This is a genomic window from Actinomadura citrea (assembly GCF_013409045.1).
Classification (GTDB): Bacteria; Actinomycetota; Actinomycetes; order Streptosporangiales; family Streptosporangiaceae; genus Spirillospora; species Spirillospora citrea.
Genome location: NZ_JACCBT010000001.1, coordinates 3176052 through 3192753 on the forward strand (window position 1 = coordinate 3176052; position 16702 = coordinate 3192753).

The 16702-nt window shown below is 73.8% G+C and carries 13 protein-coding genes; 12 read left to right on the forward strand and 1 reads right to left on the reverse strand.

The genetic code is table 11. The features are described from left to right. Positions 1-3 precede the first annotated feature (3 nt). Positions 4-1086 carry an AAA family ATPase gene (locus tag BJ999_RS14990; RefSeq protein WP_229809909.1) on the reverse strand — a complete coding sequence of 361 codons (1083 nt, stop codon included), beginning with the start codon at positions 1084-1086 and terminating at the stop codon, positions 4-6. Between the two features lie 375 nt (positions 1087-1461). Here BJ999_RS14990 and mraZ point away from each other — a divergent pair, with 375 nt between their 5' ends. From mraZ to BJ999_RS15050, 12 genes are all read left to right on the forward strand, one after another. After that, the gene (mraZ, locus tag BJ999_RS14995) at positions 1462-1893 is read left to right on the forward strand and encodes a division/cell wall cluster transcriptional repressor MraZ (RefSeq protein WP_179833877.1); all 432 of its coding nucleotides are present in this window, start codon (positions 1462-1464) and stop codon (positions 1891-1893) included. Between the two features lie 245 nt (positions 1894-2138). Beyond that, positions 2139-3161, forward strand: coding sequence for a 16S rRNA (cytosine(1402)-N(4))-methyltransferase RsmH (gene rsmH / locus BJ999_RS15000; RefSeq protein WP_179833878.1), 1023 nt, complete (start codon positions 2139-2141; stop codon positions 3159-3161). After that, entirely contained in the window at positions 3158-3946 is a 789-nt protein-coding gene (gene ftsL, locus BJ999_RS15005) for a cell division protein FtsL (RefSeq protein WP_179833879.1), read from the forward strand. The genes rsmH and ftsL overlap by 4 nt, the downstream gene beginning before the upstream one ends. 589 nt (positions 3947-4535) lie before the next feature. Further along, positions 4536-6233 carry a peptidoglycan D,D-transpeptidase FtsI family protein gene (locus BJ999_RS15010; RefSeq protein ID WP_218935830.1) on the forward strand — a complete coding sequence of 566 codons (1698 nt, stop codon included), beginning with the start codon at positions 4536-4538 and terminating at the stop codon, positions 6231-6233. A gap of 81 nt (positions 6234-6314) precedes the next feature. Further along, positions 6315-7889, forward strand: a complete 1575-nt coding sequence (locus BJ999_RS15015; RefSeq protein ID WP_179833881.1) for a UDP-N-acetylmuramoyl-L-alanyl-D-glutamate--2,6-diaminopimelate ligase — start codon at positions 6315-6317, stop codon at positions 7887-7889. Then, positions 7886-9298 (forward strand): UDP-N-acetylmuramoyl-tripeptide--D-alanyl-D-alanine ligase, encoded by a 1413-nt coding sequence (locus BJ999_RS15020; RefSeq protein ID WP_179833882.1) that lies wholly within the window; start codon positions 7886-7888, stop codon positions 9296-9298. Before BJ999_RS15015 ends, BJ999_RS15020 begins: the two co-directional genes overlap by 4 nt. Next, complete coding sequence (gene mraY / locus BJ999_RS15025; RefSeq protein ID WP_179833883.1) at positions 9295-10353, forward strand: phospho-N-acetylmuramoyl-pentapeptide-transferase; 1059 nt, start codon at positions 9295-9297, stop codon at positions 10351-10353. The genes BJ999_RS15020 and mraY overlap by 4 nt, the downstream gene beginning before the upstream one ends. Continuing rightward, positions 10350-11768 carry a UDP-N-acetylmuramoyl-L-alanine--D-glutamate ligase gene (murD, locus tag BJ999_RS15030; protein WP_229809910.1) on the forward strand — a complete coding sequence of 473 codons (1419 nt, stop codon included), beginning with the start codon at positions 10350-10352 and terminating at the stop codon, positions 11766-11768. Before mraY ends, murD begins: the two co-directional genes overlap by 4 nt. A 2-nt stretch (positions 11769-11770) precedes the next feature. After that, the gene (gene ftsW / locus BJ999_RS15035) at positions 11771-13027 is read left to right on the forward strand and encodes a putative lipid II flippase FtsW (protein ID WP_179833885.1); all 1257 of its coding nucleotides are present in this window, start codon (positions 11771-11773) and stop codon (positions 13025-13027) included. Positions 13028-13067: 40 nt separating this feature from the next. Further along, positions 13068-14162, forward strand: a complete 1095-nt coding sequence (gene murG, locus BJ999_RS15040; RefSeq protein ID WP_089312300.1) for an undecaprenyldiphospho-muramoylpentapeptide beta-N-acetylglucosaminyltransferase — start codon at positions 13068-13070, stop codon at positions 14160-14162. Further along, positions 14159-15586, forward strand: coding sequence for a UDP-N-acetylmuramate--L-alanine ligase (gene murC, locus BJ999_RS15045; protein ID WP_179833886.1), 1428 nt, complete (start codon positions 14159-14161; stop codon positions 15584-15586). Before murG ends, murC begins: the two co-directional genes overlap by 4 nt. A 133-nt stretch (positions 15587-15719) precedes the next feature. Then, on the forward strand, positions 15720-16481 hold the full coding sequence (locus BJ999_RS15050; RefSeq protein WP_179833887.1) for a cell division protein FtsQ/DivIB: 762 nt from the start codon (positions 15720-15722) through the stop codon (positions 16479-16481). Positions 16482-16702 lie beyond the last annotated feature (221 nt).

Sequence of the window (16702 nt, forward strand, 5' to 3'; positions counted from 1 at the left end):
CCGTCACCTGCCGGGGGAGGGCACCGGCAGGCGCTTCACCAGGTCGGCGACGACCTGCTCGGGGCGGCGGCGCTCCACCTGCGCCTCGGCGGTCGGCAGCAGCCGGTGCGCGAGGACGGGGCCGGCGAGGTCCTGGATGTCGTCGGGGACGACGTAGTCGCGGTCGTCGAGCGCGGCGTAGGCCCGCGCGGCGCGCACCAGGTGCAGGGTCGCCCGCGGGGACGCGCCGAGCCGCAGCTCCGGGTGCCTGCGGGTGGCGGAGACGAGGTCGATCGCGTACTGCCGGACCGCCGGAGCGACGTGCTGGGCCCGCACCACCTCGATGAGGTCGCGGACGTCGGCGGCGTGCGCGACCGGGGTGAGCCGGTCGAGCGGGGACGACGCGCCGTGCGTCTCCAGCATCTCCAGCTCGGCGGCCGGGTCCGGGTAGCCCATCGAGATGCGGGCGGTGAACCGGTCGCGCTGCGCCTCGGGCAGCGGGTAGGTCCCCTCCATCTCCACCGGGTTCTGCGTGGAGATCACCATGAACGGCGGCTCCAGCGCGTAGGTGGTGCCGTCGACCGTGACCTGGCGCTCCTCCATGCACTCCAGCAGCGCGGACTGCGTCTTCGGGGACGCCCGGTTGATCTCGTCGCCGACCACGATGTTGGCGAACACCGGGCCCGGCTTGAACTCGAACTCGCGCCGTTCCTGGTTGTAGGCGCTGACCCCGGTGATGTCGCTCGGCAGCAGGTCGGGCGTGAACTGCACGCGCCGCACCGAGCAGTCGACCGAGCGCGCGAGCGCCTTGGCGAGCATCGTCTTGCCGACCCCGGGCACGTCCTCGATGAGCAGGTGCCCCTCCGCCAGCAGCACCGTCAGCGCGAGCCGCACCACCGAGGGCTTGCCCTCGATCACCGACTCCACGGCGTCGCGGATCTTGTTCGCGACGTGGGCGAGCCCGTCGAGCCCGCCGCCTCCCGCGCCACGGCCCGCGTCATCACGGCCCCCCGCGTCGCCGCCGGCGTCACGGCCGCCGCGCCGGGCCGGGTGGGATGCCGGGGGGTCGGTCTCCATGAACGACTCGCCGTGCGTGCCTACTGCCACCAAACCCCTCCTCAGCCGTTCCAAACGACAGTACGTCTTTGGAACGCCCACTGCGATGTTCATGTGGAACGCGAGCCAATTGTGCTCCACGGGGACGACGACAAACGACGCGCGCAACGCACCACTTCACTCCACCCCGCCCCTCGGGACCGTGCCGTGCCCCCGCGCGGGGGCGGTCTGAACCGGCTTGTGCCGATGCGGCGCGCTGAGGGGGCGCCGCTGGGCCCCACTCCACACCACCCCCGTTGACCTGGGATTTCGTCGCAGAAAACGGCGCGTGGACGGTGTTTTTCTTGTTGACGGTGGGGAAGAGTGGAGTAGAGTGGGGCGCCGTGGGGGGCGGTAGCGCCCCATGCGGCGCGGGAGGTGGGGCCGGTGTTTCTCGGCACTCACTCACCGCGCCTCGACGACAAGGGACGACTGTTCCTGCCGGCGAAGTACCGCGAGGAGCTGTCGGGGGGATTGGTGATCACGAAGGGCCAGGAACGCTGCCTGTACGTCTTCCCCATGGCGGAGTTCCAGCGGATAACCGAGGCTCTGCGTGCCGCGCCGGTCACCGAGAAGGCGGTCCGGAGCTACAGCCGGGTCTTCTTCGCCAGCGCCTCCGACGAGGTAACCGACAAGCAGGGCCGCGTCACGATTCCCCCGCCGCTGCGCAAGTACGCGGGGCTCACCCGCGACTGCACGGTCATCGGGGCCAACACGCGTCTGGAGATCTGGGACACCCAGGCATGGGAGACCTACCTGGAGCAGGAGGAGCAGACCTTCTCCGACGTCTCGGAGGAGGTGTTGCCAGGGATTCTCTGAGATACGACTCGTCGGTCCGTTGACCGGCACTGGCCCACGTTCGGCCAGGTCTCCAGCCGCTCTCCAGCCAGCTGGCGCAGCTTCCCCGGTGCCAGACGGCGACCCCCCGCGGGCAACGCGGTGATCTTCCTCCAGGGCAGCGGATGGGGACCTGGCCGGGCGAGGCCGCCGCCGGGGGCGCGGGACGGTCCGGTCCGGCGATGCCACACAGTCCGCGAGCGAGGTGGCAGTACAGGGGGTGAGGCATGGACGGCGTGGAGAACGGAGCGGGGAACAGCGCAAGGAACCACGCGGCGCAGGACCGGGGGCCCGACGGCGGCCACATCCCGGTCATGCTCGGCCGCGTTCTCGAACTTCTCGTCCCCGCCGCCGAGGCCGTCGCCGGCCGCGCTCCCGTGTACCTCGACGCCACGCTCGGCATGGGCGGTCACGCCGAGGCGATGCTGCGGGCCGTCCCGGAGCTGCGCCTGATCGGCCTCGACCGCGACACCACGGCGCTGGAGCGGTCCGCGCGCAGGCTCGCCCCGTTCGGCGACCGCGTGACGCTGGAACACGCCGTCTACGACGAGATCCCCTCCGTGCTGCGCCGGCTCCGCGTCCGGGCGGTCGACGCCGTCCTGTTCGACCTCGGCGTGTCCTCCCCGCAGCTCGACGAGGCCGACCGCGGCTTCGCCTATTCCTATGACGCCCCTCTCGACATGCGGATGGACCGCACCCAGAGCCTCACCGCGGCCGAGGTCGTCAACGGCTACCCGCCCGCCGAGCTCGCCCGCATCCTGCGCGAGTACGGCGAGGAGCGGTTCGCCCAGCGCATCGCCGCCGCGATCGTCCGGGAGCGCGGGCGCGCCCCGCTGGACTCCACCCGGCGACTCGCCGACCTGGTGCGCACCTCCATCCCCGCCGCCACCCGCCGCACCGGCGGCAACCCGGCCAAGCGCACCTTCCAGGCGCTGCGCATCGAGGTGAACGCGGAGCTCGACACCTGGCGCCGGGCGCTGCCCGCCGCGCTCGCCGCGCTGCCGGTCGGCGGCCGGGTGGCCGTCCTGTCGTACCACTCCCTCGAAGACCGCATCACCAAGCAGGTCCTCGCCGCCCAGGCGGCCGACACGACCCCGCCGGAGCTGCCGGTCCCGCTGCCCGAGCACGAGCCGAGGTTCCGGCTCCTGACACGCGGGGCCGAGCTGGCGTCCGACGAGGAGACCACGACCAACCCACGGGCCGGATCGGTGCGGATGCGCGCCGCGGAGCGCGTCCGGGAGGCGACATGACCACGACGAGCAGGCGGCCGCCGACCAAGGCGCCCAAGAAGAGGACCCCGGAGCGCCTGGACGGCGCCGCCCCGGCCAGGCCCGCGCCGCCGAAGAGCCGGTCCGCCGGGACCGCTCCCGTCAAGCCGCCCCCCGCGAAGCCGACGCCCGCGAGGCCGACGGCGGCGAAGGCGACGCCGGTCAAGGCGGCTCCGGCCAAGAGCACGAAGGTCGCGAAGAACACGAAGGGCGCCGGCAGCCCGACCGGTGGTGCGCAGGGCGCCGCCGCGTCGGCGCGCGGCGGGCAGACCGCGCCGCGCGCCCCGTTCGTCCTGCTCATCGTCGGGCTGCTCGGCGGCGCGCTGGTCAGCCTGCTGCTGCTCAACACCGTCCTCGCCAAGGACGCCTTCACGCTGACGCGGCTGCAGCAGAGCAACAAGCAGCTCGAACAGCAGCGCCAGGCCTACGAGGAGGAGATCGCCCGCGAGGGGGCCCCGCAGCAGCTGTCGAAGAAGGCCGAGGGGCTCGGCATGAGGCAGGGCAAGGACCCGGCCTTCTTCTCCACCGAGCCCGGCCGCCCCGGCGGCACCATCCGCCCGGTCCCGCACTCGGCGGCGGCGTCGGCCGGCGCGGCGGGCGTTCTCGGCGTGCCCGGCACCGTGATCCCCGGCGACGGTGTCCCGCCCGCCGACGCCCGGACGAACGGCACCGGCGCGGGAACGCGGAACGGGACCGGCGCGGGCACACGGAACGGCACAGGAACACGGAACGGCACAGGTACACAGACCGGGCACGGGGCACCGTGAGCGGGCGCGGGTACGGCGGGGAGCGGGTGGAACGGTGACGAAGGGCCCGGGACGCGGTCCCGCCGGGCCGCCCCCCGGGCGCAAACGCGGCTCGGACGGGCGCGGCCCGCGCGGCGCGGCCGGGCGGGACGACAAGAGCGGCCCGGGCGCGGCGCGCGCGTCCGGGCGTCAGACAGGGAGCACGCCGCGCCCGCCCGCGGGACGGGCGGACGGCGCGGGACGGGCGGGCACGAAGGGCGGCGGTGCCCGCCGTCCCGCGCGCGGCGGCACGGTTCCGGCCCCCCGCAAGGAGACCCCGCCCAAGGAGCCCCCGCGCAAGGACACCGCACGCAAGGAGAAGCCGAGCGGGCGGACGGGCGGCGCGGCGACGGCCCTCAAGCGATCCGCGCGGAAGAAGGCGCCCGCCAAGGGCACGGCCGCGGAGGGCCGCACGGCCCGCAACGCCCAGAGCGCGCGGCCTAAGCCGGACGGCGCGGCCCCCCGCGGCTCGCGCGCCGGCGGCTCCGGACGGCGCCCCCCGCCCGGCCGCCCCCCGCGGTCCCGGGTCCCCTTCCACCGGCGCGACCCGCTCAAGCGGCTCAACGTCGGTCTGCTCGTCGTCGCGTTCGTGCTGTCGCTGTTCGCCGGGCGGCTCGTCCAGCTCCAGACGATCGACTCGGGGCAGTACACCGAGCAGGCGATGCTGCAGCGGATGCGGGAGCTCACGCTGCCCGCCGTCCGCGGCGACATCACCGACGCGCAGGGCAACCCGCTCGCCATGACGGTGGAGGCCCGCGCGATCTTCGCGGACCCCTCGCTCATCAAGGCGGACCGGCGGCAGCCGATCGTCAACGCGCTGGCCCCGACGCTCGGGCTGAACCCGGCGACGCTGCTGAAGCAGATCAGCAAGCCCGGGACGCGGTTCGTGTACCTCGCGCACGGGGTCCGCCCCGACCAGGCGCGGCTGGTCAGCTCGTGGAACTTCCTCGGCATCGGTACTTTGCCGGAATATCGCCGGGAATATCCCAACGATTCGCTGGCCGCCAGCGTCATAGGTTTCGTGAACGACACGGGGAGCGGGGCCGCCGGCCTGGAGAGTTCGCTGAACGGCGTGCTCGCCGGCAAGGAGGGCTGGCAGCGGGTCGAGATCAGTCCCGAGGGCCAGCACATCCCCATGGGCGAGGACCAGAAGCGCCCGTCGGTGCCCGGCCGCGGGATCCGGCTGACGTTGCAACGCGACCTGCAGTTCAAGGCGCAGCAGGCGATCGAGCAGCAGGTCAGGGCGAGCAGGGCCAAGAGCGGCACCGTGATCGTCATGGACCCGCGCACCGGCCGGCTCCTCGCGATGGCCTCCGCGCCGGGGTTCGACCCGAACGACTACGCCGACTCCGACCGGTCCCGCTGGGGCAGCCCCCTGGTGCAGGACGCCTACGAGCCGGGCAGCACCGGCAAGGTCGTCACCGCCGCGGCCGTCATGGAGCACGGCGGCGTCACCCCGCAGACGCCCTACACCGTCCCCGACAAGATCAAGAAGTACGACCTGGTGTTCCACGACTCGCACACCCACCCGCCCGAGCGGCTCACGTTCGCCGGCGTGCTCGCCAAGTCGAGCAACGTCGGCACGATCATGGCCAGCGAGAGCATCGGCCCGCAGCGGCTCTACCAGACGCTGCGGGACTTCGGGTTCGGCCGGCGGACCGGCCTGCCGCTGCCCGGCGAGACGGCGGGCCTCCTGGAGCCGCCGACCAGGTGGTCGGGCACCGACCGGTACCCGATCGCGTTCGGGCAGACGGTCTCGGTGAACGCGGTGCAGATGGCGAGCGTGTACTCGACGATCGCCAACGGCGGCGTCCGCGTCGCGCCGAACCTGGTCGCGGGCACCGTCGGGGATCACGACAGGTTCACCCCGGCGCCCGCGCCGGAGCGCAAGCAGGTCATCAGCGCGAAGACGGCCCGGCAGATCAGCGACATGCTGGAGGGCGTCACGACGAAGGAGGGCACCGCCCCGAAGGCCCAGATCAAGGGATACCGCGTCGCAGGCAAGACCGGCACCGCCGAGATCGTCAACCCGCGCTGCGGCTGCTACGACGGCGGCGGCTACACCGCCTCGTTCGCCGGGTTCGCGCCCGCGGACGACCCGCGCCTGGTGGTGCAGGTCGTCCTGCAGGATCCGAAGCGCGGGAGCCACTATGGTGGCGATGCGGCGGCACCGGTCTTCAAGGACGTGATGAGCTTCGCGCTTCAGTCCGAGAAGATCCCGCCGACGGGGAGCAGGCCGCCGATCATCGAGATCCGCGCCCGCGACTGAGCGCAGCGAGTACCCTCCTCGCCTGTGAGTCCACCACCCGTGTCCCACCAGTCCCGTACCGTCCGCAACGAAAGAAACGCCATGCGTCCCACCACCAACCCGGCTCGTCCGCTGAGCGGACTCGCGGCGCTTCTCGGAATCGGACAGGACGGGCAGGGCGGGGGGACCGCGGGGGACGCGGTGTCCGTCACGGGGATCACACACGACTCGCGCGCCGTGCTGCCCGGCGACGTCTACGTGGCGCTGCCCGGCGCCCGCGCGCACGGCGCCCAGTTCTCCGCCCAGGCCGCGGAGGCCGGCGCCGTGGCGATCCTCACCGACGTCGAGGGTCACGACCGGGCCGCGGCGACGGGCCTGCCCGTCCTGGTGACGAGGGACGTCCGGGCGCGGCTCGGCGACGCGGCGTCGTGGGTGTACGGCGAGCCCGGCAGCGACATCACCCTCATCGGCGTGACCGGCACCAGCGGCAAGACCACCACGGTGTTCCTGCTGGAGGCGGGCCTGCGCGCCGCCGGGATCGAGACGGGCCTGGTCGGCGGCGTCGAGATCCGGGTGGGCGGCGACCGGGTGCCGAGCGCGCTCACCACGCCGGAGGCGACCGACCTGCACGCGCTGCTGGCGATGATGCGCGAGCGCGGCGTCGGCGCCGCCGCGATGGAGGTGTCCAGCCACGCGCTCGTCCAGGGCCGGGTCGGCGGCGCCCGCTACGAGGTCGCGGTGTTCACCAACCTGTCCCAGGACCACCTCGACTACCACCCGACCATGCAGGACTACTTCCTCGCGAAGGCGCGGCTGTTCACGCCCGAGTACTCGCGGGTCGGCGTGATCAACCTCGACGACCACTACGGCCGCGAGCTGCTGGAGATCGCCACGGTGCCGGCGACGACGTTCTCCCCGACCGGGGACCCGGCGGCCGACTGGCGGGCCGAGGACGTGCGCGTCGGCGCCGACGGCAGCGTGTTCCGCGTCGTCGGGCCCCTCGGCATCGAGGCCGACGGCGAGGTCCGCCTCGCCGGGCCGTTCAACGTCGCCAACGCCCTGGCCGCGATCGTCGCGCTGGTGGAGGCGGGCATTCCGCTGCAGGCGGCGGTCCGTGGGGTGGCCTCGCTGCCGGGCGTCCCCGGGCGGCTGGAGCGGGTCGACGAGGGGCAGGACTTCGTGACCCTCGTCGACTACTCGCACAAGCCGGGCGCGGTCGAGGCCGTCCTGAACGCGCTGCGGCCCGTCACCGAGGGCGACCTCGCGGTGGTGATCGGCTGCGGCGGCGACCGCGACCGCGGCAAGCGGCCGCTCATGGGCGAGGCCGCCGCGCGGCTGGCCGACATGGCGTACCTCACCAACGACAACCCGAGGTCGGAAGATCCACTGGCCATCCTTGCCGCTATGGTCGAGGGCGGGCTCAAGGTGCCGCAGCCGGAGCGCGCGCACATCGTCGTGGAGCCCGACCGCGCCGCAGCGATCGACCTGGCCGTCGGCCGCGCCCGCCGCGGCGACGTCGTCGTCGTCGCGGGCAAGGGGCACGAGCAGGGCCAGAACGTGGCGGGCGAGATACACCCGTTCGACGACCGGGAGGTCGTGCGCGCCGCGCTCCGGCGCCGTGCGGACGCGTTCCGGCGCCATGGACAAGGGACAAGAGGGGACGGGACGCAGGCGTGATCCCACTTCCGCTGTCGACGATCGCGGAGATCACGGGAGGGACCCGGCACGGGCCGGCGGACCCGGTGGTGGACGACCCCGTACTGGATGACCCCGTGGTCACCGGCCCGGTGGTGATCGACTCCCGCGCGGTGGAACCCGGGGCGCTGTTCGCGGCGCTGAAGGGCGAGCGCGCGGACGGGCACGACTTCGCGGCCGGGGCCCTCGCGGCCGGGGCGGCGGGCGTGCTCGCACAACACCCGGTGGACGGGCCGTGCGTGGTCGTCGACGACGTCCAGGAGGCGCTCGGACGGCTCGCCAGGGCCGTCCTGGAGCGGCTGCCGGACGTGACCGTCGTCGCGGTCACCGGCTCGGCCGGCAAGACCTCCACCAAGGACCTCATCGGGCAGGTCCTGAGCGGCGCGGGCCCGACGGTCTACCCGCCCGGCTCGTTCAACAACGAGATCGGGCTGCCGCTCACCGTGCTGCGCGCCGACCCCGCCACCCGGCACCTCGTGCTGGAGATGGGCGCCCGCGGCATCGGCCACATCGCCTACCTGACCGGGATCGCGCGCCCGGACGTCGGCGTCGTGCTGAACGTCGGCACCGCGCACGTCGGTGAGTTCGGCAGCCGGGAGAACATCGCCGTGGCCAAGGGCGAGATCGTGGAAGCGGTCCCGCCGGGCGGCACGGCCGTCCTCAACGCCGACGACCCGCTGGTCGGCGCGATGGCATCCCGGACGAAGGGCGAGGTCGTCACGTTCGGCCGCTCGCCGGGCGCCGCGGTCCGCGCCGAGGGCGAGACCCTCGACGACCAGGGCCGGGCGCGCTTCACCCTGGTCACGCCGGAGGGCGCTGCGCCGGTCGCGCTGCGCCTGCACGGCTCGCACGCCGTCCCGAACGCGCTGGCCGCGGCCGCCGCCGCGCGCGCGGCGGGGCTCGCGACCGGAGCGATCGCCGAGGCGCTCTCGGCGGCCGTGCCGGTCAGCCGGTGGCGGATGGAGGTCACCGAGCGGGCCGACGGGGTGACCGTGGTGAACGACGCCTACAACGCCAACCCCGACTCGACCCGCGCCGCGATCGACGTGCTCGTGCATCTGGCCCGCGGCCGCCGCGCCTACGCGGTGCTGGGCGAGATGGCCGAACTAGGTGACTCGTCCGTGGCGGAACATGCCAGGATCGGGCAGCATGTCGCGCGCAGCGGGATCGCCGGGTTCGTGGTGGTCGGCGCGAACGCGGCGGCGATGGCCGAAGGGGCCGGGCAGGTGGCGTCATGGACGGGAGAGTGCGTACAGGTGGATGACGTCGGCGCGGCGGTGACCGTGCTCAGGGAGCGGCTCGCGCCGCGGGACGTCGTGCTGGTGAAGGGCTCCCGCGTGGCCGGCCTGGAACGGGTGGCCGAGGCGATCCTCGCGGAGGACGGCCGATGACCAACATCATCATCGCCGCGGGGATCGCGCTGATCTTCGTCGGGGTCGGCACACCGGTGTGGATCCGCATCGTCAACCGGCTCGGCTACGGCCAGATGATCCGCGACGAGGGCCCCGAGGCCCACCTGAACAAGCGCGGCACCCCCACGATGGGCGGGACGGTCTTCATCGTCGGCTCGCTCGTCGGCTACGCGGCCGCGCACCTGTTCACCGGGGAGGTCCCCACCATCTCGGGGATCCTCGTGCTGTTCCTGATGACCGGCCTCGGCCTCGTCGGGTTCGTGGACGACTACATCAAGGTGTTCAAGCAGCGCAGCCTCGGCCTGCGCAGCGGCGCCAAGATGATCGGCATCGTCCTCGTCGGCGTCGTGTTCGCGGTGGGGTCGCTGAACTTCCCCAACGGCTACGACGTCACCCCCGCCGACCCCCACCTGTCCTTCCTGCGCGACTTCGGCCCCTCGATCGGCCCGTACCTGTTCGTGGTGTGGGCGCTGCTGCTCATCGCGGCCATGTCCAACGGCGTGAACCTCACCGACGGGCTGGACGGTCTCGCGGCGGGCCCGGCCGGCATGGTGCTGGCCGCCTACGTCATCATCGGCAACTGGCAGCTGCGCAACAGCTGCGCCGCCGCCCTCGCCCCCAACTGCTACAGCGTCCGCGACCCCCTGGACCTCGCGGTGGTCGCCGCGGCCGTGCTCGGCGGCGTGTTCGGGTTCCTGTGGTGGAACGCCCCGCCCGCGAAGATCTTCATGGGCGACACCGGTTCGCTGGCCCTCGGCGGCGTCCTGGTCGGCCTGGCGATCCTCACCCGCACCCAGTTCCTGCTCGCCATCCTGTGCGGGCTGATCGTGATGATCACGCTGTCGGTGATCATCCAGGTCGGCGGGTTCAAGATGACCGGGAAACGCGTGTTCAAGATGGCGCCGCTGCAGCACCACTTCGAGCTGTCGGGATGGGCCGAGACCACCATCGTCGTGCGCTTCTGGCTGATGTCCGCGCTCTTCGTGGCGATCGGCATCGGCCTGTTCTACCTGGAATGGATGCCGAAGAAGTGAGCGAGAGCCCCTGGGAGGGCCGTTCCTGGGACGGCCCGAGCGTGTGCGTGGCCGGGCTCGGCGTGTCCGGCCGCGCCGCCGCCCGCGTCCTCGCCGCGCGCGGTGCCCGCGTCACCCTCGTGGACGCCCGCGACGGCGCGGAGCAGCGCGGGCACGCCGCCGAGCTGGAGGCCTGCGGGGTCGTGGTCCGGCTCGGCGACGGCGAGTCCCTCCCGGCGGGCACCGGCCTCGTCGTGACCTCGCCGGGCTGGCGGCCGGACGCGCCGCTGCTCGCCGCGGCCGCCGCGGCCGGCATCGAGATCATCGGCGAGGTGGAGCTGGCGTGGCGGCTCCGCCCCGAGGGCGCGGCGCCCTGGCTGGCCATCACCGGGACGGACGGCAAGACCACCGTCGTGCGGATGCTGGCCTGCATGCTCACCGCCGCCGGCCGCAAGGCCCTCGCCGTCGGGAACGTCGGGACGCCGATCGTGGAGGCCGTCGGCGAGCCCCACGACGTGCTGGCGGTGGAGCTGTCGAGCTACCAGCTGCACTGGTCCCGCTCGCTCGCCCCGTACGCGGCCACGGTGCTGAATGTCGCACCCGACCACCTCGACTGGCACGGCTCGATGGACGCCTACGTCGGCGCCAAGGCGAAGATCTTCGCCCCGGGCTGCGTCGCCGTCTACAACGCCGACGACGACACCTCCGCGGCACTCGCCGAACGCGCCGAGGGCGTGTCCCGGCGGATCGGCTTCACCCTCCGGGTGCCGCGCCCCGGGGAGCTCGGCGTCGTGGAGGAGCTGCTGGTCGACCGGGCCTTCACCGACGACCCCGCGAGCGAGGCCGCCGAACTGGCCGCGCTCGGCGACGTGCGGCCGTTCGCGCCGCACAACGTCGCCAACGCGCTCGCCGCCGCCGGGCTGGCCCGCGCGTTCGGCGTGCCGCCCGAGGCCGTCCGCGAGGGGCTGCGGGCGTTCGTCCCCGACCCGCACCGCATCCAGCACGTCGCCGACGTCGCGGGCGTCGCCTACGTCAACGACTCCAAGGCGACCCAGCCGCACGCCGCCGCAGCGTCCCTCGCCGCCTATGACAGCGTCGTGTGGATCGCCGGCGGCCTCCTCAAGGGCCTGGACGTCGACGACCTCGTGCGCTCATGCGCCGGGCGGCTGCGCGGCGCCGTGCTGATGGGACGGGACCGGCACCGGATCGCCGAGGCACTCGCGCGACACGCCCCGGATGTCCCCGTGGTGGACGTCCCCGACACCGACACTGGGGCCATGGACCGCGTCGTCGCCCGCGCCTCCGGCCTCGCCCGGCCCGGGGACACCGTGCTGCTCGCGCCCGTCGGGGCCTCCTTCGACATGTTCGCCAACTACCCGGCCCGCGGGGACGCCTTCATAGCGGCGGTCGAGCGCCTCTCCCGGGACGCCCGGTAGCGATGACCACCGCGGCCGGGGAGGACGGCGCCGCCCGGCGTCCGGGGCCACGGGAGCAGGTGGTCGCCGCCGTCGGGCTGCTCGACCGCCCCCTCACCTCCTACTACCTGGTGCTGGGCTGCTCGGTGATGCTGCTCGCGCTCGGCCTGACGATGGTGCTGTCGGCCTCCAGCGTGAAGCAGCTCCAGGCGACGGGCTCGGCGTACACGCTGTTCCAGAAGCAGGCCGTGTGGGTCGCGATCGGGCTGCCCGGCATGTGGCTGGCGTCCCGGCTGCCGGTGAAGACGTTCCGCGCGCTCGCCTACCCGCTGCTGCTGCTGTCGGTGGTCGCGCTGGCGCTGGTGCTGGTCCCCGGGCTCGGGCGCAGCGCGGGCGGCGCGACCCGCTGGGTCGACCTCGGCCCGGTGCAGATCCAGCCGTCCGAGCTGGCCAAGCTCGCGCTCGTGCTGTGGGGCGCCGACCTGCTGGCCCGCAAGGACCGGCTCGGCCAGCTCACCGAGTGGCGGCCGCTGCTGGTGCCGCTGATGCCGGGCGCCGGGGTGCTCGTCCTGCTGGTGATGCTGGGCAGCGACCTCGGCACCACGCTGGTGCTCCTCACGATCTTCCTGGCGCTGCTGTGGGTCGTCGGCGCCCCGGGCCGGCTGTTCGTCGGCATCGCGGGGCTCGTGTGCCTGCTCGTGTCGATCCTCATCATCGTCGAGCCGTACCGGATGCAGCGCCTCACCGGGTTCCTCGACCCGTCCGGCAACCAGCTCACCACCAACTACCAGGGCACGCAGGGGCTGTTCGCGGTCGCCTCGGGCGGCCTGTTCGGCACGGGCCTCGGCGAGGGCCGCGCCAAGTGGGACTACCTGCCGCACGCCGAGACCGACTTCATCTTCGCGATCGTGGGGGAGGAGTTCGGCCTCGTCGGGACGCTCGTCGTGCTCGGCCTGTTCGGCCTGCTCACCTACGCGGGCCTGCGCATCGCCAGGCGCGTGAAGGACCCGTTCACCCGGCTGGCCGCCGCGGGTGCCACGGCGTGGCTGGTGGTCCAGGCGATCGTGAACATCGGCGCGGTCATCGGCGTCCTGCCCATCACGGGGATCCCCCTCCCGCTCGTCTCCTACGGGGGCTCGGCGCTCATCCCGACCCTGTTCGCGCTCGGCATGCTCCTGGCGTTCGCCAAGCGCGAGCCCGGCGCGCGGCAGGCACTCTCCGCACGGGGTCCCGGACCGGTCGTGAGGGCTCTAAGCTGGCTGGGTCTGGCACGGCGTTGAAATCCCCCCTTCGAACCACGCTGAGGAGTTGTCAACGGACATGAGGGTTGTCCTGGCCGGCGGCGGCACCGCCGGACACATCGAGCCCGCCCTGGCGCTCGCCGACGCGCTGCGCCGCAACGACCCGAACACCGGGGTCGTCTGCCTGGGGACCGAGCGGGGCCTGGAGACCCGGCTCGTCCCGCAGCGGGGCTACGAGCTCGCCCTGATCCCGCCGGTGCCGCTGCCGCGCACGCTCACCCCGCAGCTGCTGTCGGTGCCCGGCCGGCTGCGCGGGGCGATCAACGCGGCCGCCTCCGTCCTCGACCAGGCCCAGGCCGACATCCTGGTCGGCTTCGGCGGCTACGTCGCCACCCCGGGCTACCTCGCGGCGCGCAAGCGCAAGGTTCCGATCATCGTCCACGAGGCCAACCCGAAGCCCGGCCTGGCCAACAAGCTGGGCGCCCGCTTCACCGAGCACGTCGCGGTCTCGCACGCCGACTCGCCGCTGCCGAACGCCCGGTTCGTGGGGATCCCGCTGCGCCGCGAGATCGCGACGCTGGACCGGCTCGCGATGGGGGACAAGGCCCGCTCCTACTTCGGGCTGCTCCCCGACCTGCCCACGCTGCTGATCTTCGGCGGCTCGCAGGGCGCCCGCTCGCTGAACCAGGCCGCCGTGGCCTCCGCGCCGTACTTCCGGCAGGCGGGCATCCAGGTGCTGCACATCGTCGGGCCGAAGAACACCGAGGAGCCCGAGCCCGCGGCCGGCGGCCCGCAGTACGTCACGATCCCCTACTGCGACCGGATGGACCTCGCCTACGCCGCCGCCGACATGGCGATGTGCCGCGCGGGCGCGATGACCTGCGCCGAGCTGGCCGCGGTCGCGCTGCCGGCGGTGTACGTCCCGCTCCCGATCGGCAACGGCGAGCAGCGGCTGAACGCCGAGCCGATCGTCGCGGCGGGCGGCGGCATGCTGGTCGACAACGCCGAGCTGTCGCCGGACTGGATCGCCCGGCACCTGCTGCCGGTGCTGGCCGACCCGGCCCGCGTCGCGCACATGTCGGAGGCCGCCGGCCGGATGGGCCGCCGCGACGCCGACGTCGCGCTCGCCCAGATGGTCTACGAAGTGGTCCGGTCCGCGGGCGCGGCCCGATGAGCCTGATCGATCCGGGGGAGGTGGTGCCCGCCGCCGAGCTCGGCCGGGTCCACTTCATCGCGATCGGGGGCGCCGGGATGTCCGGCGTCGCGCGCATCATGCTGCGGCGCGGCATCGCCGTGTCCGGCAGCGACGCGCGCGACTCCGAGCTGCTCGCCCAGCTCGGCGACCTCGGCGCCAAGGTCTTCGTCGGGCACGACGCCGCGCACGTGGGGGACGCCGACACCGTCGTGGTGTCCACGGCGATCCGTGACACCAACCCCGAGCTGGTCGCCGCCCGCGCGCGCGGCCTGCGCGTCCTGCACCGCTCGGCCGCGCTCGCCTCGCTGATGGCGGACCGCCGGGCCGTCGCGGTCGCCGGCACCCACGGCAAGACCACCACCACCTCGATGCTGACGGTGGCGCTCCAGCACGCCGGCGCCGACCCGTCCTACTGCATCGGCGGGCAGCTCGTCACCACCGGCCTCGGCGCCGACGAGGGCACCGGCGACGTGTTCGTCGCGGAGGCCGACGAGAGCGACGGCTCGTTCCTCATGTACACCCCGCGCATCGCGGTCGTCACCAACGTCGAGGCCGACCACCTCGACAACTACGGCGGCTTCGAGATGGTCAAGGAGAACTTCGCCCGTTTCGTCGACCGGATCGAGCCGGGCGGCACACTCGTCGTCGGCGCCGACGACCCGGTCGCGATGGAGCTGGTCGAGCGGGCGCGGGCCCGCGGCCTGACCGTGCTGACCTACGGGGAGGCCGAGGGCGCCGACCTGCGCGTGACCGGGTTCACGCCGCGCGGCCTCGGCTCCCGCTTCGAGATCGAGGGCGACGGGGAGTTCGCGCTGGCCGTGCCGGGGCGGCACAACGCGCTCAACGCCGCCGCCGTCATCGCGGTCACGCGTTCCCTCGGCCTGGACGACGCGCCGGTGCGCGACGGCCTCGCCGCGTTCGGCGGGGCGATGCGGCGGCTGGAGCGCAAGGGCGAGGCGGGCGGCGTCGAGGTGTTCGACAGCTACGCCCACCACCCGACCGAGCTGACCGCCGACCTGGACGCCACACGCGACTACCTGGGGGAGAAGGGCGGGCAGGGCCGCATCGTCGCCGTCTTCCAGCCGCACCTGTACAGCCGCACCCGGTTCTTCGCCGCCGAGTTCGGCGCCGCGCTCGGCCTCGCCGACGTCGCGGTCGTCCTGGACGTCTACGGCGCCCGCGAGGACCCCGAGCCCGGCGTCACGGGCGCGCTGGTCGCCGACGCCGTCCCGGCGGGCACCGAGACCGTCTACGCGCCCGAGCGGGACGAGGTGCCCGGTATCGCCGCGTCGCTCGCCCGTCCCGGCGACGTCGTCATCACGCTGGGCGCCGGGGACGTGACGCAGCTCGGCCCGCTCGTCCTGGCGCGTCTCGCCGGGGCGCCGGGCCCGTCGGGGAGATAGGGCCCGTCAGGGGATCGGGCTTGCCAAGAGGATCGGGCCTGCCGGAGCATACGGCTTGCCGGGGGACGGGGCGTGACACGCCGCCGCCCGCGCGGTCGGCCGCGGACGCGGGGATCACTGTCAGGCTTGGGGCATGACCGAGGCGCAGACGGGCCGCCGCGCGTCGCCGGAACCGGAGCACGAGCCGGAGGCCGCGGAGCCGGACGGACGCGCCCGCGCGAACCGCTGGAAGGTGGTGTTCGTCACCCTCCTGGTGGTCGGCGCGCTCGGCGCGGTGTCCTGGGTCCTGCTCGGGTCGAGGCTGCTGGTGGTGCGGCATGTCGAGGTGACGGGCACCCGCCTGGCGTCCGCCGACCGGGTGGTGGCGGCGGCCGGGATCGATCTCGGCACGCCGATGGTGCGGCTCAGGACGGGCGCGGTCCGCGACCGCGTCGAGCGGCTCCGCGAGGTCGAGTCGGCGGCGATCGAGCGGCGCTGGCCGGGGACGGTCCGCATCGTCGTCCGGGAGCGCGAGCCGGTCGCGGTGTTCCGTGGCGGAGGCGGCTACCACCTGCTCGACCGGCACGGCGTGACGGTCGCCGACGAGGAGTCCCGCCCGGAGGGGCTTCCCATGCTCACCGTCGCCTCGCCCGGGCCGTCCGACCGGGCGACCCTGGCGGCGCTCGGCGTGCTGTCCGCCCTGCCCGAACGGCTGAGCGGCAAGCTCACCGAGGTGGAGGCGAGCGGGCCGGAGGCGGTGACCCTCTACATGGCGGGCGGTCAGACGGTGGTGTGGGGAGCCGCCGAACGGGCGGACGAGAAGATCAGGTTGCTGGACGCCGTGCGGCGGACGGCGGCGGGGCGCGCCGTCCGCACCGTCGACGTCAGCTCGCCGGAGGTCCTCAAGACGGAATGAGGCCGTTCGGGCGACCGGGCGGAGGACCTGCGGAGGCGGGCGGTCCGCGACACGCCGGTCGAGTTCGGGGGAGGTTAGTTGACCCTGGCGGTAAGGCCGCCCTACTGTCCGTATCAGTCCTCAGGTTGACATAACTGTAAGCCTCAAGTTGAGGGTGAGGGTTTACCCCGCTCGCGCAGGGCTTCACAACAGGCTTCACAAACGAGTTCGAGCACACGGCT